A 19,005-nucleotide genomic window follows, 5' to 3' on the forward strand; every position below is an offset into this window, starting at 1 on the left:
TTTCGCTGGTCATTATGGGCCTGAAGTTTCCTCACGCGCCCGGATCGTAGCCGAGGCGCAGCGCCATGTCGTCCCGGTGAATCATCTCGGCGCGGCCGGGATAGCCGAGCACCGCCTCGATATCGCGTGAGGCTTTGCCCAGCACGCGTGCCGCCTCGTCCGCATCATAGGCGACGAGACCGCGGCCGAGTTCGCTGCCGTCGCCGGCACGGATCACCACGGCGTCGCCGCGACTGAAGGCGCCTTCGATCCGGGTCACGCCGACCGGCAGCAGGCTCGCGCCGCCGCGCAAGGCGCGGGTGGCACCGTCGTCGACATGGAGCGTGCCGCGCGGTTCGAGCGAGCCGGCGATCCAGGTCTTGCGCGCCGTGGCGGGCGTAGAGGCGCTGAGGAACCAGGAGCAGCGTGCGCCTTCGGCGACGGCTCGCAGTGGATTCTTGGCGCGGCCATCGGCGATCAGCATATGGGCGCCGCCGGCGGTCGCGATCTTGCCGGCCTCGATCTTGGTGCGCATGCCGCCACGGGAGAGTTCGGAAGCCGCGCCGCCGGCCATCGCCTCGATCGCAGGCGTGATCGCCGGGATGACCGGGATGTGCCTGGCGTCCGGGCTGGACAGAGGCGGGGCGGTATAGAGCCCGTCAATGTCGGAAAACAGCACCAGGAGGTCGGCGCCGGCCATGGTGGCGACGCGGGCAGCGAGCCGATCATTGTCGCCATAGCGGATCTCGGAGGTGGCGACGGTGTCGTTCTCATTGATGACGGGAACGGCGCGCAGGTCCAGCAGCCGGCCGAGCGTCGCACGGGCGTTGAGATAGCGCCGACGCTCCTCGGTATCGGCGAGGGTCAGCAGGATCTGGCCGGCATTGAGCCCGTGATGGCCGAGCGCTTCCGACCAGTTGCGGGCGAGCGCGATCTGGCCGATCGCGGCGGAGGCCTGGCTTTCCTCGAGCTTGAGCGGGCCGGCCGGCAGCTTCAGCACGGTGCGGCCAAGCGCGATCGCGCCGGAGGAGACGACGAGAACGTCGGCGCCGCGGCCGTGCAGTTCGGCGAGGTCCTCGGCGAGCGCGGCGAGCCAGGCATGGCGCAGACGCCCCTGTGCGCGATCAACGAGCAGGGACGAGCCGACCTTGACGACGATGCGGCGGAACTGGTCGAGGACAGGCAGGTTCACGGCGGGACCGGGCTTCAAGGCGGGCAAGACAGTGCCTGTCGCCGTTCCTTGGCCAAATCGCCGGCATTGTAAAGCAGCGCACGCGCATTGCCGCTGCGCCCCGGGTGGTAGAGACCCGTCAGACCGGTGCGCCGAGCACGCGGACGATCCAGTAGGCCTGGTAGGCGATGTGGACCAACGCCGTTGCGAGCTGCAGGCGCTTGTTGGCGAAGAGCGAGGCGAGCAGGCAGAGCCCGAGACCGAACGGGACCTGCACGAGATAATCGGCGCTGTAATGGCTCCAGCGCTCGGAGCCCTTGATTGCGGTATCGACGAGGTCGAGGACGAAGGTCAGCGCGAAGAGCCCGAAGAACCAGCGCCTGCGGTTAAGGAAATAGTCCTCGTAATCGGCATATTCGTCGAGATCGTCCGGGAACAGCAGCGCGCAGAGCAGGAAGAGTGTCAGCGCGTAGACGATCAGGAAGATGAAGGTGCTGAAGGTCAGGCTCGGCAGCCGGGACAGCGCGAACTCCCACCACCAGAACAAAGCGAGCTCGACCAGCAGGGAAAAAACCCACAGCAGATGGATCGCCGAGAGGCGATAGCGCTTCGGGTGCTGGATCAGCCTGGCGAGGCCGGTGAGCAGCCGCGTGATCGCGAGGCCGATCACCATGCCGATGACGATGCGGATATGGGGGAAGAGCTCGTTGACGGCCTGTGGATCCATGGTGTCCGGTGCGATCGACGGGAGGCTCAAGGGTGCATGGCGGGCCGTGTCATGCCAAGAGCCGTAAGGCGATGCGGGTTCGCCATGCGCAGAACGAGATACAACAGGGGTGGCGCTGGCCATTGATTTCTGTTACCGGGGCGCACAATTCATCAAGGGTCGGGCTCAGCCTGGCCCTTTTTCCTTCCATCCTGCAAAGCTGGAGACACGGATGCAGGTTCTCGTGCGCGACAATAATGTCGATCAGGCCATTCGCGTTCTTAAGAAGAAATTGCAGCGCGAAGGCGTGTTCCGCGAGATGAAGCGTCGCGCTTCGTATGAGAAGCCGTCCGAGCAGCGCGCCCGCGAGAAGGCCGAGGCCGTCCGCCGCGCCCGTAAGCTCGCCCGCAAGCAGGCTCAGCGCGAAGGTCTGATCGCCGCGCCGAAGCCGAAGGTGCTCAAGCCCCGCGCTGCCGGCGCAGCCGCCCCGCGCTGATTTCACTACAAAAACCCCGCGCGCTGCATTATCTGCTGGGCGCGGGCGGCATTTTCGCCCGAGCAACTCCTGAAGGCCAACCTTGAAGAATCCGAACGACCGCCATTTCACCGACCGCCAGGCCAACTCCGCCAATGCGAAGAAGGCCCTGCTCGAGCGCTTCAAGAAGCGCCCTGGGCCGGACGATCCGGTGATGGTGCAGCGTCGGGCCGAGCGCGAGGCGATCGCCGTCGCGCGGGCCGAGCGCGATGCCAAGAAGGAAGCGGAGCGCCTGGAAGCCGAGCGCCTCGCCGCCCTGGAACGCGCAGCCCAGGAGGAGGCCGAGCGTCTGGCCGAGATCGAGCGCGAAGTGCAGCGCAAGGCCGAGCAGGCCAAGCGTGATGCCGAGCGGCCGCGCCGCGTGCTGCTCGAGGCCGTGCAGTACATGGAGATGCGGGTCGCCGGTAAGCGCCGCTGAACACGAATTCTCGATCAGGTTCGTCCGATTGATGACGGCGCCGCACTTTGTGCGGCGCCGTTTTCTTTGGCGCATAGGCGTTCGCTATGCCGTTTCTTTCCGCGGGGGAATAGCACTCGTTCCCTTGGGAACATTATCCCTTTCGCCTGCAACTAAAGTGCAATGACTTCCACGCTTGCTATCTCCCCGTGCGGCCGAAACTCTGAAGGCTGACGGCCATCAGAGCCGCAAACAATGCACGCCGGCTTCAACGGCGCCATTTCTCTGGGGAGAGAACCATGACGTCCGAAGCGACGAAGACGCGCGCCAATAGGCGCAATTTCCTGAAAGTGGCCGGGCTCGCAGGTGCAGGCGCAATCGCCATGCCGCAGGTCAGCCGGGCGCAGACCGTGACCTGGAAATTCCAGTCGACCTGGCCGACCAAGGACATCTTCCACGAATTCGCGGGGGATTTCGCCAAGCGCATCAACGACATGTCGGGCGGGCGGCTGAAAGTCGACGTGCTCGCCGCCGGCGCCGTCGTGCCGGCCTTCCAGATGCAAGACGCCGTCGCGGCCGGCATCCTCGACGGCGGCCACGGCGTCTCCGCCTATTGGTACGGCAAGAACAAGGCGTTCTCGCTGTTCGGCACGCCACCGGCGCTGGGCTGGGATGCCACCAACTTCCTCGGCTGGATGAACCATGGCGGTGGCTACGACCTCTATAACGACCTGGTCCAGACGCAGCTCAAGCTCAATCTGGTCGGCTTCTTCTCCGGGCCGATGCCGTGCCAGCCACTCGGCTGGTTCAAGAAGGAACTGAAGACCGCCGATGACTTCAAGGGCCTGAAATACCGCACCGTCGGCCTTGCCGCCGACCTGATGCGCGAGATGGGCGCGGCCGTCACCATCCTCGCCGGCGGCGAGATCGTCCCGGCGCTGGAGCGCGGCGTCATCGACGGGGCCGAGTTCAACAACCCGTCCTCGGATTCGATGCTCGGCTTCCAGGATGTCGCCAAGGTCTACATGCTGCAGAGCTACCATCAGGCGGCGGAGAGCTTCGAGCTGCTCTTCAACAAGACCAAGTTCGACGCGCTCTCGCCCGAGCAGAAGGCGATCATCAAGTACTCGGCCGAATCGGCCTCCTCCGACATGATCTGGAAGGCACTCGACCGCTATTCCAAGGATCTCGAAATGCTGCGGGGCAAGGGAGTCAACGTCGTCACAACGCCGGAAGTGATCCTCAAGGCGCAGCTTGCCGCCTGGGACAAGGTGCTGGAGAAGCTCGGCGGCGAGAGCCCCTTCTTCAAGAAGGTGGTCGACAGCCAGAAGGACTGGGTCAAGCGCACCGTCGCCTACCAGCGCGTCAACGAACCCTCGCGCGACCTCGCCTTCAACCACTTCTTCAAGACCTGAAGGCCGCTGCCTCGACGAAAGCCGCGTCCGCCATCTCCGTGATGGCGGGCGCTCTTTGCCAATCCGGGACAGCAGGCGACGGACGCGGATGAAACTGATCCTGGCGATCGACAAGTTCAACACGGCCATCGGCAAGCTCGCCGGCTGGACGATCCTGATCCTGACGCTGGCGATCAGCTACGAGGTCTTCGCCCGCTATGTGCTGCGCGCGCCGACCGAATGGGCCTTCGACGTCAGCTACATCCTCTACGGCACGTTGTTCATGCTGGCCGGACCCTATGCGCTCGCCCGCAACGCCCATGTCCGCGGCGATTTCCTTTATCGCGCCTGGAGCCCGCGGACACAGGCGCGGCTCGACCTGGCGCTCTACGTCCTCTTCTTCTTTCCCGGCATCATCGCGCTGGCCTGGGCCGGCTACAAGTTCGCGGCCTTCTCCTGGATGATCGGCGAGCACTCCTCGAACTCGCCGAACGGGCCGCCGCTCTACCATTTCAAGTCGCTGATCCCGATCGCCGGCGTGCTGATGACGCTGCAGGGGCTGGCCGAGGTGGCGCGCTGCATCATCTGCCTGCGCACCGGCGAATGGCCGCCGCGGCTGCACGATGTCGAGGAAACCGAGAAGCTCATTCTCGAACAGGCCGCGGCCGCGCAGGGCGCGCCCGATGCCGGGAAAGCGATCTGATGCTGGGCATGGGCAATCCGGAACTGGGCGTGCTGATGCTCGTCCTGTTCATCTTCTTCATCATGCTCGGCTTCCCGATCGCCTTCACGCTGATGGCTCTCGGCGTGGGCTTCGGCTACTGGGCGATGGGCGACATCGTCTTCAACCTGGTCGTCCAGCGCACCTATTCGGTGATGGCCAACGACGTCCTGGTCTCGATTCCGCTCTTCATCTTCATGGGCTACATCATCGAGCGGGCGAACATCCTCGACAAGCTGTTCCACTCGATCCAGCTTGCGCTGGGCAATGTGCCGGGCTCGCTCGCCATCGCGACACTGGCGACCTGCGCGATCTTTGCGACCGCGACCGGCATTGTCGGCGCGGTGGTGACGCTGATGGGGCTGCTCGCCTTCCCGGCGATGCTGCGCGCCGGCTACGACGTCAGACTCTCGGCGGGTGTGGTCTGCGCCGGCGGCTGCCTCGGCATCCTGATCCCGCCCTCAGTGATGCTGATCCTCTACGGCGCGACCGCCGGCGTCTCGGTGCCGAAGCTCTATGCCGGGGCGCTGTTCCCGGGCCTGCTGCTCGCCGGGCTCTACATGCTCTACGTGCTGATCCGCTGCTGGCTCAATCCTGCGCTGGCGCCGAAGCTGCCGAAGGAGCAGACCGACGTACCGTGGACGACGGTGATCTGGGCGCTGCTGACCAGCTTCTTTCCGCTGACCATCCTGATCATGTCGGTGCTGGGCGCGATCTTCTTTGGCCTGGCGACACCGACCGAGGCAGCTGCGATCGGCTCACTCGGCAGCCTGATCCTGGCGGCGGCCTACCGCTCGCTCTCCTTCACCAAGGTCAAGGAGTCGGTGATCCTGACTGCGCGGACCTCGGCGATGGTCTGCTGGCTCTTCGTCGGCTCCTTCATCTTCTCGTCCATCTTCGCCATCCTCGGCGGGCACGAGCCGATCAAGAACCTGGTCACGGCGCTCAACCTGTCGCCGACCATGTTCCTGATCGTGGCGCAAGTGATCATCTTCGTGCTCGGTTGGCCACTGGAATGGACCGAGATCATCGTGATCTTCGTGCCGATCTTCCTGCCGCTGCTGGAGTTCTTCAAGATCGACCCGCTGTTCTTCGGCATCCTGATCGCCTTGAACATCCAGACCTCGTTCCTGTCGCCGCCGGTGGCGATGGCGCCGTTCTATCTGAAGGGCATCGCGCCGCCGCATGTCACCATCAACCAGATCTTCTCGGGCGTGATGCCCTTCCTCTGGATCGTGCTGGTGGCGATGGTGCTGGTCTACGTCTTCCCAGGGATCGCGCTCTGGCTGCCGAAATATCTCTACGGCTGAGCTCTCAGTCTTCGCTGCGGGCGTCCTGCCCGCAGCGGAAGCTTGCCGCCTTCTCATCGACGAGGCGGCGCGCCGCGGCATTCGCGTCCGGCTTGCGGGCATCGACGCTGCCGATGATGCAGGATGCACCATCGGGCGCGAGCCGGTAGATGACGAGCCGGCTGCCATCGAGCTTGCCGACATTCTGGCCGGTCGCATAGCGCGCGATCGCCGCCTGTGGCTGCTTACCCTTCGGACCGCGCCACTCGATCGTCTTGCCGACCTCGAAGAAGGCAGCCTTGTCCGAGATCGTCTCCTGCAGCGCCTTGGCGCCGAACTCGACCGCGGATGAATCGTCGCCGGCGGTCCAGGTCACGGTGAGGCCCGCCTTGCCGGGGCAGCGATGGACCGCGACTGGATCGCCATTGCCCTTGTCCTTGCGGCATTTCGTATAGTCGTGGGTCGTGTAGCTGCTCGCCCACTGTTCCGCTCGAAGGGGCGTCGCGAGCAAGGTCGCGAAGCCGATGGCGAGAGCGAGCCGTCCGATCATCATGGTGCGGTTTCTCCGTTCAGAGGCAACTGATCCGACGACATCCGGCGCCTGTCGGCAAGCTGCTGCTCACAGGCAACCGAGCGGAGCCAAGCAGTCTTCCGCGATTTTTTTCTGCGAACCGCGCGATTCCGGCCCTGCGACCGACAAGTCCGCAGCATGGCGAGCAGTTCGCCACCCGGCTATCCATTCGGAGAATGAACATGACCCGCACCAAGAAGAGCTTCGCCGCCGCCGTCGCCGCTTTGGCGCTGGGCGCTTCCGTTTTCGCCACCTCTGACGCCGAGGCCCGCCCGCGCTATCGCGGCGCCGCGATCGGCGCCGGCATCGTCGGCGCGCTCGCTCTCGGCGCCCTTGTCGCCGGCGCTGCCAGCGGCCCGGCCTATGGCTACTATGATGACGGCTATGCCCCGGCCTATGCCTACGGCCCCGCCCCGGTCCGGCGCTGCCAGCTCGTCGACCGCGTCAACTACTACGGCGAATATGTCGGCACCCGCCGCGTCTGCCGCACCTACTACTGAGCTTTCAGGGCCTTCCTCCCCGGCCCGACATCCTGGCCCGCCGGTTCGCCCGGCGGGCCTTTTTCGTGCTCCTCGCGGAATCAGCCGCCGGTCGACATGGTCAGCGGCGGCTTCACCTCGGCGGGGACCGGCGAGGTATAGCCGCCATCGGCGGCGACGCGCTTCTGGAAGTCGGCCTTGGCCGCCGCCATCAGCTGGGGATCGGTCAGCACCGCCGCGCCGGTCGCCGCCATCGCCTTCGCGACCTGGACCATCGCCTTGTGCGCGGCCGGCATCTTGCCCTGCGCGACGACCTGCCAGGTATGGAAGGGGGTGCCGATCGCAACCGTCGGCGCGTGCGCCTGCACGGTCGGGACGACCCAGCTGACGTCGCCGACATCGGTCGAGCCGATCGCCGGGTTGCGCGGCGCATCGAGCGGCACGGTGAAATCGGCGAGCTCGGCATCGGTCTTCTGCACGCCGATCGCGCGCCAGACGGCGGCGATGTCCTTCTGCGACAGGGTTGCGCGGATCTGGCGAGCGAATTCCTTGTCGGCCTCGTCGAAATGCGGCGGGCCGAGATCTTCCATGATGTCCTGCAGGGCCTGCTCCAGCGGGCCGTTGCCGACGACGTTGGAAACGGCGCTGACGATCTTCATCTCCATCGTCGTCTCGGTCATCAGCGCAGCGCCCTCGGCGATCTTTTTGACGCGGCCGACCAGCTCGAGCATGCCCGGCAGGTCACGGGCGCGGATCGAGTAGCGCACGCGCGCATGAGCCTGGACGACATTGGGGGCGATGCCGCCGGTGTCGAGCAGGGCGTAATGGACGCGCGCGTCGCTCGGCATGTGCTCGCGCATGTAGTTGACGCCGACGCTCATCAGCTCGACGGCGTCGAGCGCGCTGCGGCCGAGCTCGGGCGAGGCGGCGGCATGCGAAGCGCGGCCGGTGAAGATGAAGTCGGCGCGGGTATTGGCGAGCGAGAGCGGCGGGGTGACCTCCCAGAAGCTGCTCGGGTGCCAGGAGATGGCGATGTCGGCATCCTTGAAGGCGCCGGCACGGACCATGAAGGCCTTGGCGGCGCCGCCTTCCTCGGCCGGGCAGCCGTAATAGCGCACGCGGCCCGGCAGCTTGTTCTCGGCGAGCCAGTTCTTCATCGCCGTCGCGGCCAAGAGGGCGGCCGAGCCGAGCAGGTTGTGGCCGCAGCCATGGCCGTGGCCGCCGGTCTCGATCTCGCTGTGCTGGGCGACGCCGGATTCCTGGCTCAGACCCGGCAGCGCGTCATATTCGCCGAGGAAGGCGATGACCGGACCGCCTTCGCCGGCTTCGCCGATCACCGCGGTCGGGATATCCGCGACGTTCTCGGTGATCCGGAAGCCCTGATGCTGCAGCTCGGCGACATGCTCGGCGACCGAACGCTTCTCGGTGTAGCAGACCTCGGGAATGGCCCAGACCCGGTCGCTGAGTTCGATGAAGCGCTGCTTGCTGGCGTCGACCTGACGCCAGAGGTCGTTGCGATTGTCCATGTCTCGTCTCGCTGGAGGGGAATGCTCGGCCTCTTTCTCGCAAGCGCTGCGCCTTGCGTCCAGCAACCGCAGGGCATGGCGGCCCTGCCTCTCGGCTTTCTTATGCGCTTGCTTTTCGGCGCGGCATCGGCCTGATGCGCGGCATGGCCCGCCAGAAGCTGCTTTTCGTCGCTACCGAGGATTGGTTCTTCGCCTCGCATTTCCTGCCGATGGCGCGGGCTGCCGGCGAGATGGGGCTCGACGTCGCCGTGATCGCCAGGGAGCGCAACCACAGGCGCGCGATCGAGGCGACCGGCGCGCGGCTGATCGCGCTCGAAGCGGAGCGGCGCTCGCTCTCGCCGGTGGCGCTGGTCAAGCAGGTGATGGCGCTGAAGCGCCTGATCGAGCGGGAACGCCCGGACATCCTGCATTGCATCGCGCTGAAACCGATCGCGCTCGCCGGTCTTGCCGGCCGGCTCGCCGGGGTCGAGCGGCGGGTCTACGCGCTGACCGGGCTGGGCTTTCTCGGCGCGCGCGAGGGTGCCGCTGCCGATGCGGCGCGGCTGGCGGCGCGGTTTTGGCTGCGCGAGGCCATCGACGGGCCGCAGGTGCGCTTCCTGTTCGAGAATCCCGACGATCCGCTGACGCTCGGGCTTGATCCGGCCGATGCATCCAAAGTCGCCATCGTCGGCGGCGCCGGAGTCGATCCGCTGATCCTGATGCCCGAGCCGATGCCGCTACAGCCGCCGCTCAAGGTCGCGCTCGTCGCCCGCATGCTTTGGTCGAAGGGCGTCGACCTCGCGGTCGAGGCGGTGACGCTGGCGCGCAAGCAGGGCGCGCGCGTCGAGCTGACGCTGCACGGTGCGCCCGATCCCTCCAACCCCAAGGCGGTGCCGGAGGCGACCTTGCGGGAATGGTCGGCGCGGCCAGGCATCACCTGGGCCGGGCCGACGCGCGACATCGAGGGCGTCTGGCGGGGGCACCATGTCTGCTGCCTGCCCTCGCGCGGTGGCGAGGGCCTGCCGCGGACCTTGCTGGAAGGCGCCGCCTGCGGGCGGGCGCTCCTGACCACCGACGTTCCCGGCTGCCGCTCTTTCGTCCGCAGCGGCCAGGACGGCTTCGTCGTGCCGGCGAACGACATTGCCGGGCTGGCGCAGGCGCTGATGACGCTCGCCGCCTCGCCCGGCCAGGTCGAGCGCATGGGGACGAGTGCGCGCGAGCGTCTGCTCGCCGGCTATACCGAGCGCGACGTGATGGACGGGGTGAAGGCGCTCTACCGGTCCCTGCTCGGGCAGCACCAGGCGGATCTGGTCGCGTGAGCGAGGTGGACGCGGGAAGCGACCGGCTCGCCTTCATCCGCCTCCATACAAGGCTGCTGCCGGTGCCGCATGCGCCGGAGATCTCGCTTCATGTCGCTGAAGAGGCGACCGAGCTCTGGCAAAAGACCGAGGATGAGCTGGCGACGATCGGATTGCCGCCGCCATTCTGGGCTTTCGCCTGGGCCGGCGGGCAGGCGCTGGCGCGCTACATCCTCGACCACCCCGAGGTTGTCAGCGGCCGGCGTGTGCTCGATTTCGCCAGCGGCTCCGGCCTTGTCGCCATCGCAGCGGCCAAGGCGGGGGCGACCCAGGTGATCGCGGCCGATATCGACGCTTTCGCCGCCGCGTCGATCGGACTGAACGCTGAAGCGAACGGGGTTAGCGTCGAGGCTCGTCTCGACGATCTCGTCGGTCTCGATGACGGCTGGGACGTCATCCTCGCCGGCGACATCTGCTATGAGCGCGAGCTCGCGGCGCAGGTGATCGACTGGCTCTCTAGCCTGTCGCAGCGTGGCGCGACCGTGCTGATCGGCGACCCCGGCCGCAGCTACTTGCCCAAGGACAGGCTCGTCGAGGTCGCGACCTATCAGGTGCCGGTGACGCGGGCGCTTGAGGATGCCGAGATCAAGAAGAGCTCGGTGTGGCGGCTGGCGGGCGAAAGGCGCTAGACGGCGGAGGCTCCCGCTCAGGTGACCCGGCTCGGCGCTTTCTCCGGGGGAATGCCGTCTTTGATGACGCTCCTGAGTTGATCCCGCAATTCGGGGGTATCCTGATGCCCGTGAACCTTGACGGCATGCTGGATGGCCGCCTCCAGCAGTTCGCCCTCGGTATCGGCGCCGATCGCGATTGAGCAGTTCATCTCGCTCGGGAATTCGCGGCAGTCGATGAATTTGCGTCCCATGGCATCCTCCCGATTGGAAGATCCAGCCCCCTTCAGGTCGAAGGGCTGCTTGGCCGACAATACGCCCAGGCGCGATTGCGCAAAAGCGAAACGCAGCCCGAAGATGGCGGTAATCGTGACTATTCGGTCTAGTGCGCCATCGACCGTCGGGCTCGGAATTGAGACGAGAGAAGAGCCTGCGCTGCCGACACGGCAGCGCAGGGATCAGTTCTAACGCCGTCGCCTCAGGCCGCCAGTACGACCACCTTCGTCTTGACCGGCGTGTTCGTGTACAGATGGATCATGTCCTGCGTGAGCAGGCCGATGCAGCCGCTGGTGATGCCGTTTCCGATCGATTCCGCGTCGAGGGACGCATAGATCGTGTAGAGCGTGTAGGCGCCGTTCTGATAGAGATGGAGCGTGCGCGCGCCGAGGGGGTTGTCGAGGCCGCCCGGCATGCCGCGGGCATATTTGGCGGCTTCCGGCTGGCGCTTGATCATCTCCTTGGGCGGCGTCCAGGTCGCCCATTCGGACTTGCGCCCGACATAGGCGTCGCCTGTCCAGCGGAAGCCGTCGCGGCCGACATTGGCGCCATAGCGGGTCGCGTTTCCGCCGTCCTCGACGCGATAGACATAGTAATTGCCGGGATCGACGATGATCGTGCCGGGCGCTTCCTTGGTCTCGTAGCGAACGGTCTTGCGGAAATATTTCGGATCGACATAGGTGACATCGATCGCCGGGATCGGGAACTTCTCTTCCGGCACCGGTCCATAGAGCTTCTGCGCCTCGGCGAGGCTCATGCCGTCGGAGGTTGCGCAACCGCCGAGCGCCAGCGCGCCGAGACCGGCGGCCGAACCGGCCAGGAAGGAGCGGCGGCCGATGAGGCCCGCCCGGCGCCCGAGCAGGGCGATCTCGTGCATCTTGCGGGCATCGGCATTGCTATCGTCGATGATCATGTTCCTGGACTTCCCATGTCCTGCTGCCCGGCGAGAGACTACGCTGGCATGCATCCGTTGAACGTCTCGGCTGGACCGAGATTGCCGTCACGCAAGTTGGCTTGCAAGCTCGGGCCTTTACCGTACTAGCGGCTTCACGTCTTACGAAATCGCTTCCTTCAGATCCAAGGTCCCCTGCACCCCGATCGCATCGTAGTTGCGCTTCAGCCAGCGCTTGGCCGCGGTGCGGCCCATGTCGCGCAGGCTGAGCAAAAAGCTCCATTCGGAATTAAGGCGCGAGGAGGAGGTCAGCTGCGCCAGCGGCAGGCCGCCGTCGATGCGGTGCATCAGCACGCGCTTGTAGTCGCCGGTCGAGAGCTTGCCGTCGTCGAGCAGGCGGTTGACGAAGTCGATGGCGCGCAGTTCGCGCAAGAGCGAGGCGTTGAAGGTGACCTCGTTGAGGCGGTCCTGGATCGCCCGGGCATTGGTCGGCAGGTCGCGACGCTCGAGCGGGTTGATCTGGACGAGCATGATGTCGTCGCCAGCAGCCTCGTAGAACAGCGGGAAGAGCGGCGGATTTCCCATATAGCCGCCGTCCCAATAGGCCTGCCCGTCGATCTCGACCGCCTGGAACAGCGCCGGCAGGCAGGCGGAGGCCATCAGGTGGTCGGCGGTCAGCTCCTGTCGGGTGAAGATCTTGATCTTGCCGGTGCGGACATTGGTTGCCGAGATGAACAGGTTGACGTCGGCGCAGCCCTGGACCTTGTCGAAATCGATCAGGTCGGCGATCACACCGCGCAGCGGATTGATGTTGAGCGGGTTGACGTCATAGGGGCTGGCCACCTTCGACAAAAGCTCGAACCAAATCAGCCCCGGCGGGCGCCCATCCGTCCAGGCGCCGAGCATGGTGTCGAGCAGCGAGCGCTCCGAGCCGCCATATTTGCCGTCGACGCTGATCCGGCGCCAGAAATTCTCCAGCGCGGTGCGGGCGCCATCGCTGCCGCCGTCGAGCCAGCCCTCGGTCAGCACCACCGCGTTCATCGCGCCGGCGCTGGCGCCGGTCATCGCCTCTATCGCGAGGCGGCCATCGGAGAGGATCGCGTCAAGCACGCCCCAGGTGAAGGCGCCGTGCGCGCCCCCGCCCTGGAGCGCGAGGTTGACCGACTTCTCGGCTTTCGGCCCCGCCAGGCCTTTGACCTGCGGGACCTTGCGCTTCCTGCGGCCGGTCACGCGGCGGTCCAGCCGCCGTCCATCGGCAGGGTCGTGCCGGTGATCGACTTCGCTGCATCGGTGCAGAGGAAGACGGCGAGCGCCGCGACCTGCTCGACGGTGACGAACTCCTTGGTCGGCTGGGCCAGCAGCAGCACATCGTTGATGACCTGCTCCTTGGTCAGGTTGCGCGCCTTCATCGTGTCGGGGATCTGCTTCTCGACCAGAGGCGTCCAGACATAGCCGGGCGCGATCGCGTTGACGGTGATGCCATTGGTCGCGACTTCCAGCGCCACCGTCTTGGTGAAGCCGGCGATGCCGTGCTTGGCCGAGACATAGGCGCTCTTGAACGGCGAGGCGACGAAAGCGTGGGCGGAGGCGGTATTGATGATCCGGCCCCAGCCCTTTGCCTTCATCTTCGGCAAAGCGGCGCGCGTGGTGTGGAAGGCCGAGGACAGGTTGATCGCGATGATCTGGTCCCATTTCTCGATCGGGAACTCGTCGACCGGGGCGACATGCTGGATGCCGGCATTGTTGACGAGGATGTCGATGGCGCCGAACTCCTTCTCGGCCTCGGCGACCATGGCGGCGATCTCATCGGGCTTCATCATGTTGGCGGCCGAGTAGCGCGCCTTGACCTTGAAATCGACCTCGATGCCGGCGCGCTCCTTCTCGATCGCGTCCGCGTCGCCGAAGCCGTTGATCACGACATTGGCACCCTCGGCGGCGAGTGCGCGGGCATAGGCGAGGCCGATGCCGGAGGTGGAGCCGGTGATGAGGGCGGTACGATCCTTGAGGAACATGGGGCGGCTCCTGACATTTGGCCTGAGAACGCTTAACTTACCGGCGAAGGCTGGCATTGCGCCAGCGAGGGGGCGTCGGTCACCAGGACGGTGCCCGATGAGCTATTGCAACGCAACATGACGAAAATGCAGCCTGCAAGCGACCATCACGACCACGCGCATGGCCAATGCCAGCACGCCCACGACCATTCGCGCCACGCCGCCACCGGCCTGGCGCGCGCCGAGGCGGTCTGCCGCGAGCGTGGCCTGCGACTGACGCCGATCCGTCGCAAGGCGCTGGAGGCACTCTATGGCGACCACAAGCCGGTCGGAGCCTACGACCTCGCCGACCGGATCTCGCCGCCGGGCGGGCGCAGGCTGGCGCCGATCTCGATCTACCGGGCGCTCGACTTCCTGGTCGAGCAGGGCTTCGTGCATCGCCTGAGCTCGCGCAATGCCTTCATTGCCTGTCCGCATGGCCATGGCGCCAACGAGACGGTCGCCTTCCTGATCTGCGAGGTTTGCGGCGGCGTCGACGAGGATGCCTCGCCGGCGATGCGCGCCGCGATCAAAGGCATGGCCGAGGGCCGGCGCTTCCAGACCTCCTACCAGGTGGTCGAAATCGTCGGGCGCTGCGAGCACTGCCGCGACGCTGCTGTGGCTTGACGCCCTTGCGGCAAGGGCGCAGTTCAGCGGCGATGCGTTCCCGGCCAAGAATCCGGATCATTTCATGAGCGAACAATTTCTGACCTGCTTGCCCGAGGGGCCTGAAGCCGCGCCGGCCCCGCGCAAGCGTACCGTGCCGGTCATGATCGGCCATGTGCAGGTCGGTGGCGGTGCGCCGATCGTCGTGCAATCGATGACCAATACCGACACCGCCGATATTCCGGCGACGGTCGGGCAGGTCGCGGCGCTGGCGCGGGCAGGGTCGGAACTGGTGCGCATCACCGTCGATCGCGACGAGGCTGCAGCGGCCGTGCCGCATATCCGAGAGCGGCTCGACATCCTCGGCATCGACGTGCCGCTGATCGGCGATTTCCACTATATCGGCCACAAGCTGCTGACCGACCATCCGGCCTGCGCCCAGGCCTTGGCGAAATACCGGATCAATCCCGGCAATGTCGGTTTCAAGGACAAGAAGGACCGGCAGTTCGGCCAGATCGTCGAGCTCGCCATCAGGCACGGCAAGAGCGTGCGGATCGGCGCGAACTGGGGCTCGCTCGACCAGGAACTGCTGACATCGCTGATGGACATCAACGCTGCCGCACGCAAACCGCTCGATGCGCGCGCGGTGATGCGCGAGGCGATGGTGCAGTCGGCTCTGTTCTCGGCCGAGCGCGCCGAGGAGATCGGACTGGCTAAGGACAAGATCATCCTCTCGGCCAAGGTCTCGGGCGTGCAGGACCTGATCGCGGTCTACCGCATGCTCGCCCAGCGCGGCGACTATGCCATCCATCTCGGCCTGACCGAGGCCGGTATGGGCTCGAAGGGCCTCGTCGCCTCCTCGGCGGCACTCGGCGTGCTCCTGCAGGACGGGATCGGCGACACCATCCGTTTCTCGCTGACGCCGGAACCCGGCGGCGACCGCACGCTCGAGGTGAAAGCCTCGCAGGAATTGCTGCAGACCATGGGTTTTCGCGCCTTCGTGCCGCTGGTCGCGGCCTGCCCGGGCTGTGGGCGCACCACGTCGACGGTGTTCCAGGAGCTGGCAATGGACATCCAGAGCTGGATCTCGACCTCCATGCCGGAGTGGAAGACACGCTATCCCGGCATCGAGGCGCTCAACGTCGCGGTGATGGGCTGCATCGTCAACGGGCCCGGTGAATCGAAGCATGCCGATATCGGGATATCGCTGCCGGGCACGGGCGAGGTGCCGACCGCGCCGGTCTTTGTCGACGGCAAGAAGGTCGCGACCTTGCGGGGGCCTGCCATCGCCGCCGAGTTCAAGACCATGGTCGAGACTTACGTCGAACGGCGCTACGGCACTCGGGCTGCGGCGGCCGAATAGGCGCTTCCAGCAATCTAATCGATTCAAGGTCATCGCTAACCGAAAGTGGCTCCCACCACTGCGGCATATGCTCTAGCGTCTTTGCCTGTGAGACATGCCGTGCTAGAGGCCCCGGCCTTTTCGCTGCATCGCAGCACCCGCGGAGTGCCCTGATGGGTCATGACCAGCAGCACCCGCCGGCCTCCAAACCGGACGGTGATCGCTTCGGGCTCGACGAGCCGGCCGGCAACGGCCACTCCACGCAGAGCTATGCCGCATTGGCCCTGGGTGCGCTCGGCGTTGTCTACGGCGATATCGGCACCAGCCCGCTCTATGCGCTGCGCGAGACGCTCCTGGCCGCGACCGGCGCAGCCTCGGGCGGACATGGCGGCGGCGCGGCGGTTACACTGGCTGCCCCCTTGCCGCGCGAGGTGGTGATCGGCGTGCTGTCGCTGATCCTGTGGTCGCTGGTCATCGTGGTGACGCTGAAATATGTCGTGCTGCTGCTGCGGGCCGACAATAATGGCGAGGGCGGCACCCTGACCCTGGTGGCGCTGGCGCAACGCGCGCTCGGGCGCACCCGCGGCGGCATCGTGCTCTTCCTCGGCATGGCCGGCGCGGCGCTGTTCTATGGCGACGCGGTGATCACGCCGGCGATCTCGGTACTCTCGGCGGTCGAAGGCCTGAAGCTGGTCACGCCCGTCCTGAACGACTACGTCATCACCATCGCATCGGTGATCCTGATCGCCCTGTTCCTGGTGCAGAGCCGCGGCACCGGCAAGGTCGCCAATTTCTTCGGCCCGGTCATGACGATCTGGTTTTTGACCCTGGCCGGCCTCGGCATCTATCACATCTCGGACGATCTCGGTGTCTTTGCCTCGATCAATCCCTATTGGGGCGTGCGCTTCTTCATCGACCATCCAGGCCTGTCGCTGGCCGTGCTCGGCAGCGTCTGTCTGGCGGTTACGGGAGCGGAGGCGCTCTATGCCGATATGGGCCATTTCGGCCGCGGGCCGATCCGCAGCGCCTGGATCTACCTGGTCTTCCCGGCGCTCTGGCTCAACTATCTCGGCCAGGGTGCGCTGATCCTGTCCGACCCGAGCGCGATCGACAATCCGTTCTACAAGCTCGCGCCGCCAGCGTTGATCCTGCCGCTGGTGATCATGGCGACGCTCGCGACCATCATCGCGAGCCAGGCGGTGATCACCGGCGCCTACTCGCTGACTCGGCAGGCGATCCAGCTCGGCTTGCTGCCGCGCCTCGAGATCCGCCACACCTCCGAGCACACCTCCGGGCAGATCTACATCCCGCGCATCAACGTGCTGCTGCTGTTCACGGTGCTGCTGCTGGTCTGGACCTTCAAGACCTCGTCCAACCTCTCGCACGCCTACGGCATCTCGGTGTTCGGCGCGATGCTGGTCGACTCGCTGCTCGCTTTCATCGTGATCTGGCGTGGCTGGCGCTGGGGGCTTACGGCTGCCGTGGCGGTGATCCTGCCCTTCCTCATCATCGACGTCGCCTTCTTCTCGGCGAACCTGTTGAAGCTGCTCAGCGGCGGCTATGTGCCGGTGCTGTTCGCCATGGCGCTCGTCCTCCTGATGTGGACCTGGGTGCGCGGCACCAAGATCCTGTTCGACAAGACCCGCAAGACCGACGTGCCGCTGCTCGAGCTGGTCGGCATGCTGACCAAGAGCCCGCCCTACCGGGTCAAGGGCATGGCGGTGTTCCTGACCAGCGATCCGGAGACGGCGCCGGCCTCGCTGCTTCACAATCTCAAGCACAACAAGGTGCTGCACGAGCGCAACGTGATCCTGACCGTGCGCTCGGCGGATACCCCGCGGGTCGCCGAGAGCGAGCGTGTCAGGCTCTCGCGCATCACCGACGATTTCTGGCGGGTCGAGATGATCTACGGCTACATGGAGAGCCCGAACGTGCCGAAGGGGCTCGCCATCCTGCGCAAGCAGGGCTTCAAGTTCGACATCATGTCGACCTCGTTCTTCCTGTCGCGCCGCTCGATCAAGGCTTCGCCGCAATCGGGCATGCCGATCTGGCAGGACAATCTCTATATCGGCCTGACCAAGAGCGCGACCGACGCCACCAACTTCTTCCAGATCCCGACCGGCCGGGTTGTCGAGGTCGGCACGCAGGTGACGGTCTGACGCTCAGCTCTTCCGCTGCGCGGTGAACTCCGCCGCCGCGCGCAGCATTGCCGCCTCCGGCCCGAACTCGGACAGTGCTGCGATCGCCTCCTCGCTGAGCCGGTCGCGCTCGCGCTTGGCGTGGTCGAGGCCGAGCGCCGCGACGAGGGTGGCCTTGCCCTTCGCGTCATCCTTGGCGGTCGCCTTGCCCATCTGCTCGGGGCTCGCCTCGATGTCGAGAATGTCATCGGCGACCTGGAAGGCAGCGCCGAGCGCCTTGCCATAGCGCTCCAGCGCGGCCATTCGCGTCGCATCGGCCTGGCCGAGGCGGGCGCCGATCAGGACGCTGCCGGCGAGCAGAGCGCCGGTCTTCATCGCCTGCATTCGCCGGATTTCGGCCTTGTCGAGCTTGCCCGGAGCGCCGTCGCCGGAGAAACGCCCTTCGGCCGCGAGGTCGAGCATCTGGCCGCCGACCATGCCGCCGAGCCCGAGTGACCGTGCGAGCTGCAGGATGATCGCGGCGCGCGTCTCCCCGTCCGGATGCGTCCTTTCATCGGCGATGACATCGAAGGCGAGCGTCAGCAGGCCGTCACCGGCGAGGATCGCGGTCGCCTCGTCGAAGGCCTTATGCACAGTCGGGCGGCCGCGGCGGGTGTCGTCGTCGTCCATGGCCGGCAGGTCGTCATGGACCAGCGAATAGCAATGCGCGAGCTCGACGGCGGCGCCAGCGCGCAGCGCCTGCTCGACCGGCACGTCGAACAGCTTCGCCGTCTCGGTGACGAGAAAGGGCCGAAGGCGCTTGCCGCCGGCTAGCGCGCCATGGCGCATCGCCGCGAGCAGCCGGGCCGGGCGATGAATTTCGCCGGCCTCAGGCTTGTCCTGCAGCAGTGCTTCGAGCAGCGCCTCGATCGCCACCGCCGTTTCCGACAGGGCGCTTGCCAAAGCCGCGGCGGGGGCGGTCCGTTCCACGGAACTCATGATCACTTCTCGCGTTGGCTGGCGGAGTTT

The 19,005-nt window shown here is 66.3% G+C and carries 20 protein-coding genes; 11 read left to right on the top strand and 9 right to left on the bottom strand.

From position 1 onward, the window contains the following. Positions 1 to 31 precede the first annotated feature (31 nt). Positions 32 to 1,171 (bottom strand): glutamate 5-kinase, encoded by a 1,140-nt coding sequence (proB, locus tag B6S44_RS13695; RefSeq protein ID WP_206735153.1) that lies wholly within the window; start codon positions 1,169 to 1,171, stop codon positions 32 to 34. A gap of 118 nt (positions 1,172 to 1,289) precedes the next feature. Continuing rightward, positions 1,290 to 1,877: a hypothetical protein gene (locus B6S44_RS13700; RefSeq protein ID WP_129157439.1), complete on the bottom strand. Its 588-nt coding sequence runs from the start codon at positions 1,875 to 1,877 to the stop codon at positions 1,290 to 1,292. Between the two features lie 211 nt (positions 1,878 to 2,088). Between B6S44_RS13700 and rpsU the strand changes: the two genes are divergently transcribed. The 5 genes from rpsU (at position 2,089) to B6S44_RS13725 (ending at position 6,213) form a co-directional block, all read left to right on the top strand. Then, complete coding sequence (gene rpsU / locus B6S44_RS13705) at positions 2,089 to 2,352, top strand: 30S ribosomal protein S21 (protein ID WP_110489825.1); 264 nt, start codon at positions 2,089 to 2,091, stop codon at positions 2,350 to 2,352. Between the two features lie 82 nt (positions 2,353 to 2,434). After that, positions 2,435 to 2,809, top strand: coding sequence for a DUF6481 family protein (locus B6S44_RS13710; protein ID WP_126115031.1), 375 nt, complete (start codon positions 2,435 to 2,437; stop codon positions 2,807 to 2,809). Positions 2,810 to 3,087: 278 nt separating this feature from the next. After that, positions 3,088 to 4,203 carry a TRAP transporter substrate-binding protein gene (locus B6S44_RS13715; protein ID WP_129157440.1) on the top strand — a complete coding sequence of 372 codons (1,116 nt, stop codon included), beginning with the start codon at positions 3,088 to 3,090 and terminating at the stop codon, positions 4,201 to 4,203. Between the two features lie 88 nt (positions 4,204 to 4,291). Next, entirely contained in the window at positions 4,292 to 4,885 is a 594-nt protein-coding gene (locus B6S44_RS13720) for a TRAP transporter small permease subunit (RefSeq protein ID WP_129157441.1), read from the top strand. An 8-nt stretch (positions 4,886 to 4,893) separates the two neighbouring features. After that, positions 4,894 to 6,213 (top strand): TRAP transporter large permease, encoded by a 1,320-nt coding sequence (locus B6S44_RS13725; RefSeq protein ID WP_206735164.1) that lies wholly within the window; start codon positions 4,894 to 4,896, stop codon positions 6,211 to 6,213. 4 nt (positions 6,214 to 6,217) lie between these two features. Here the strand turns inward: B6S44_RS13725 and B6S44_RS13730 are convergent, their stop codons facing one another. Continuing rightward, a complete protein-coding gene (locus B6S44_RS13730) occupies positions 6,218 to 6,745 on the bottom strand; it encodes a hypothetical protein (protein WP_129157442.1) in 528 nt (175 codons plus the stop codon). A 200-nt stretch (positions 6,746 to 6,945) separates the two neighbouring features. On the opposite strand from B6S44_RS13730, the gene B6S44_RS13735 reads away from it, so the two are divergent. Beyond that, positions 6,946 to 7,263, top strand: a complete 318-nt coding sequence (locus B6S44_RS13735) for a hypothetical protein (RefSeq protein ID WP_206735154.1) — start codon at positions 6,946 to 6,948, stop codon at positions 7,261 to 7,263. An 80-nt stretch (positions 7,264 to 7,343) separates the two neighbouring features. On the opposite strand, the gene B6S44_RS13740 is transcribed toward B6S44_RS13735, so the two are convergent. Then, entirely contained in the window at positions 7,344 to 8,768 is a 1,425-nt protein-coding gene (locus B6S44_RS13740; RefSeq protein ID WP_129157443.1) for a M20 family metallopeptidase, read from the bottom strand. Positions 8,769 to 8,911: 143 nt separating this feature from the next. On the opposite strand from B6S44_RS13740, the gene B6S44_RS13745 reads away from it, so the two are divergent. Both B6S44_RS13745 and B6S44_RS13750 read left to right on the top strand, forming a co-directional pair. After that, a complete protein-coding gene (locus B6S44_RS13745; protein ID WP_248309589.1) occupies positions 8,912 to 10,066 on the top strand; it encodes a glycosyltransferase family 4 protein in 1,155 nt (384 codons plus the stop codon). A 5-nt stretch (positions 10,067 to 10,071) separates the two neighbouring features. Then, positions 10,072 to 10,734, top strand: coding sequence for a class I SAM-dependent methyltransferase (locus B6S44_RS13750; protein ID WP_129157692.1), 663 nt, complete (start codon positions 10,072 to 10,074; stop codon positions 10,732 to 10,734). 17 nt (positions 10,735 to 10,751) lie between these two features. Here the strand turns inward: B6S44_RS13750 and B6S44_RS13755 are convergent, their stop codons facing one another. The 4 genes from B6S44_RS13755 to B6S44_RS13770 form a co-directional block, all read right to left on the bottom strand. Further along, positions 10,752 to 10,967: a DUF1059 domain-containing protein gene (locus B6S44_RS13755; RefSeq protein ID WP_129157445.1), complete on the bottom strand. Its 216-nt coding sequence runs from the start codon at positions 10,965 to 10,967 to the stop codon at positions 10,752 to 10,754. A gap of 224 nt (positions 10,968 to 11,191) precedes the next feature. Then, on the bottom strand, positions 11,192 to 11,902 hold the full coding sequence (locus B6S44_RS13760; protein ID WP_129157446.1) for a L,D-transpeptidase: 711 nt from the start codon (positions 11,900 to 11,902) through the stop codon (positions 11,192 to 11,194). Positions 11,903 to 12,043: 141 nt separating this feature from the next. After that, a complete protein-coding gene (locus tag B6S44_RS13765) occupies positions 12,044 to 13,111 on the bottom strand; it encodes a patatin-like phospholipase family protein (protein ID WP_206438561.1) in 1,068 nt (355 codons plus the stop codon). Next, entirely contained in the window at positions 13,108 to 13,893 is a 786-nt protein-coding gene (locus B6S44_RS13770) for a 3-hydroxybutyrate dehydrogenase (RefSeq protein WP_129157447.1), read from the bottom strand. Before B6S44_RS13770 ends, B6S44_RS13765 begins: the two co-directional genes overlap by 4 nt. Positions 13,894 to 14,010: 117 nt before the next feature. Between B6S44_RS13770 and B6S44_RS13775 the strand changes: the two genes are divergently transcribed. The 3 genes from B6S44_RS13775 (at position 14,011) to B6S44_RS13785 (ending at position 18,018) form a co-directional block, all read left to right on the top strand. Next, complete coding sequence (locus B6S44_RS13775) at positions 14,011 to 14,538, top strand: transcriptional repressor (protein ID WP_129157448.1); 528 nt, start codon at positions 14,011 to 14,013, stop codon at positions 14,536 to 14,538. 64 nt (positions 14,539 to 14,602) lie between these two features. Continuing rightward, positions 14,603 to 15,880, top strand: a complete 1,278-nt coding sequence (gene ispG / locus B6S44_RS13780; protein WP_129157449.1) for a flavodoxin-dependent (E)-4-hydroxy-3-methylbut-2-enyl-diphosphate synthase — start codon at positions 14,603 to 14,605, stop codon at positions 15,878 to 15,880. Positions 15,881 to 16,032: 152 nt separating this feature from the next. Continuing rightward, entirely contained in the window at positions 16,033 to 18,018 is a 1,986-nt protein-coding gene (locus B6S44_RS13785) for a potassium transporter Kup (RefSeq protein WP_129157450.1), read from the top strand. A 3-nt stretch (positions 18,019 to 18,021) separates the two neighbouring features. On the opposite strand, the gene B6S44_RS13790 is transcribed toward B6S44_RS13785, so the two are convergent. Then, positions 18,022 to 18,975 carry a polyprenyl synthetase family protein gene (locus B6S44_RS13790; protein WP_129157451.1) on the bottom strand — a complete coding sequence of 318 codons (954 nt, stop codon included), beginning with the start codon at positions 18,973 to 18,975 and terminating at the stop codon, positions 18,022 to 18,024. Positions 18,976 to 19,005: the final 30 nt, after the last annotated feature.

It is taken from the genome of Allobosea sp. Tri-44, assembly GCF_004123845.1.
Classification (GTDB): Bacteria; Pseudomonadota; Alphaproteobacteria; order Rhizobiales; family Beijerinckiaceae; genus Allobosea.

Bases quoted from the DNA above. Each gene is read 5' to 3' on its own strand.
- B6S44_RS13700 (WP_129157439.1), bottom strand. From the start codon at position 1,877: ATGGATCCACAGGCCGTCAACGAGCTCTTCCCCCATATCCGCATCGTC.
- rpsU (WP_110489825.1), top strand. From the start codon at position 2,089: ATGCAGGTTCTCGTGCGCGACAATAATGTCGATCAGGCCATTCGCGTT.
- B6S44_RS13715 (WP_129157440.1), top strand. From the start codon at position 3,088: ATGACGTCCGAAGCGACGAAGACGCGCGCCAATAGGCGCAATTTCCTG.
- B6S44_RS13720 (WP_129157441.1), top strand. From the start codon at position 4,292: ATGAAACTGATCCTGGCGATCGACAAGTTCAACACGGCCATCGGCAAG.
- B6S44_RS13725 (WP_206735164.1), top strand. From the start codon at position 4,894: ATGGGCAATCCGGAACTGGGCGTGCTGATGCTCGTCCTGTTCATCTTC.
- B6S44_RS13730 (WP_129157442.1), bottom strand. From the start codon at position 6,745: ATGATGATCGGACGGCTCGCTCTCGCCATCGGCTTCGCGACCTTGCTC.
- B6S44_RS13735 (WP_206735154.1), top strand. From the start codon at position 6,946: ATGACCCGCACCAAGAAGAGCTTCGCCGCCGCCGTCGCCGCTTTGGCG.
- B6S44_RS13740 (WP_129157443.1), bottom strand. From the start codon at position 8,768: ATGGACAATCGCAACGACCTCTGGCGTCAGGTCGACGCCAGCAAGCAG.
- B6S44_RS13745 (WP_248309589.1), top strand. From the start codon at position 8,912: ATGGCCCGCCAGAAGCTGCTTTTCGTCGCTACCGAGGATTGGTTCTTC.
- B6S44_RS13755 (WP_129157445.1), bottom strand. From the start codon at position 10,967: ATGGGACGCAAATTCATCGACTGCCGCGAATTCCCGAGCGAGATGAAC.
- B6S44_RS13760 (WP_129157446.1), bottom strand. From the start codon at position 11,902: ATGATCATCGACGATAGCAATGCCGATGCCCGCAAGATGCACGAGATC.
- B6S44_RS13770 (WP_129157447.1), bottom strand. From the start codon at position 13,893: ATGTTCCTCAAGGATCGTACCGCCCTCATCACCGGCTCCACCTCCGGC.
- B6S44_RS13775 (WP_129157448.1), top strand. From the start codon at position 14,011: ATGACGAAAATGCAGCCTGCAAGCGACCATCACGACCACGCGCATGGC.
- ispG (WP_129157449.1), top strand. From the start codon at position 14,603: ATGAGCGAACAATTTCTGACCTGCTTGCCCGAGGGGCCTGAAGCCGCG.
- B6S44_RS13785 (WP_129157450.1), top strand. From the start codon at position 16,033: ATGGGTCATGACCAGCAGCACCCGCCGGCCTCCAAACCGGACGGTGAT.
- B6S44_RS13790 (WP_129157451.1), bottom strand. From the start codon at position 18,975: ATGAGTTCCGTGGAACGGACCGCCCCCGCCGCGGCTTTGGCAAGCGCC.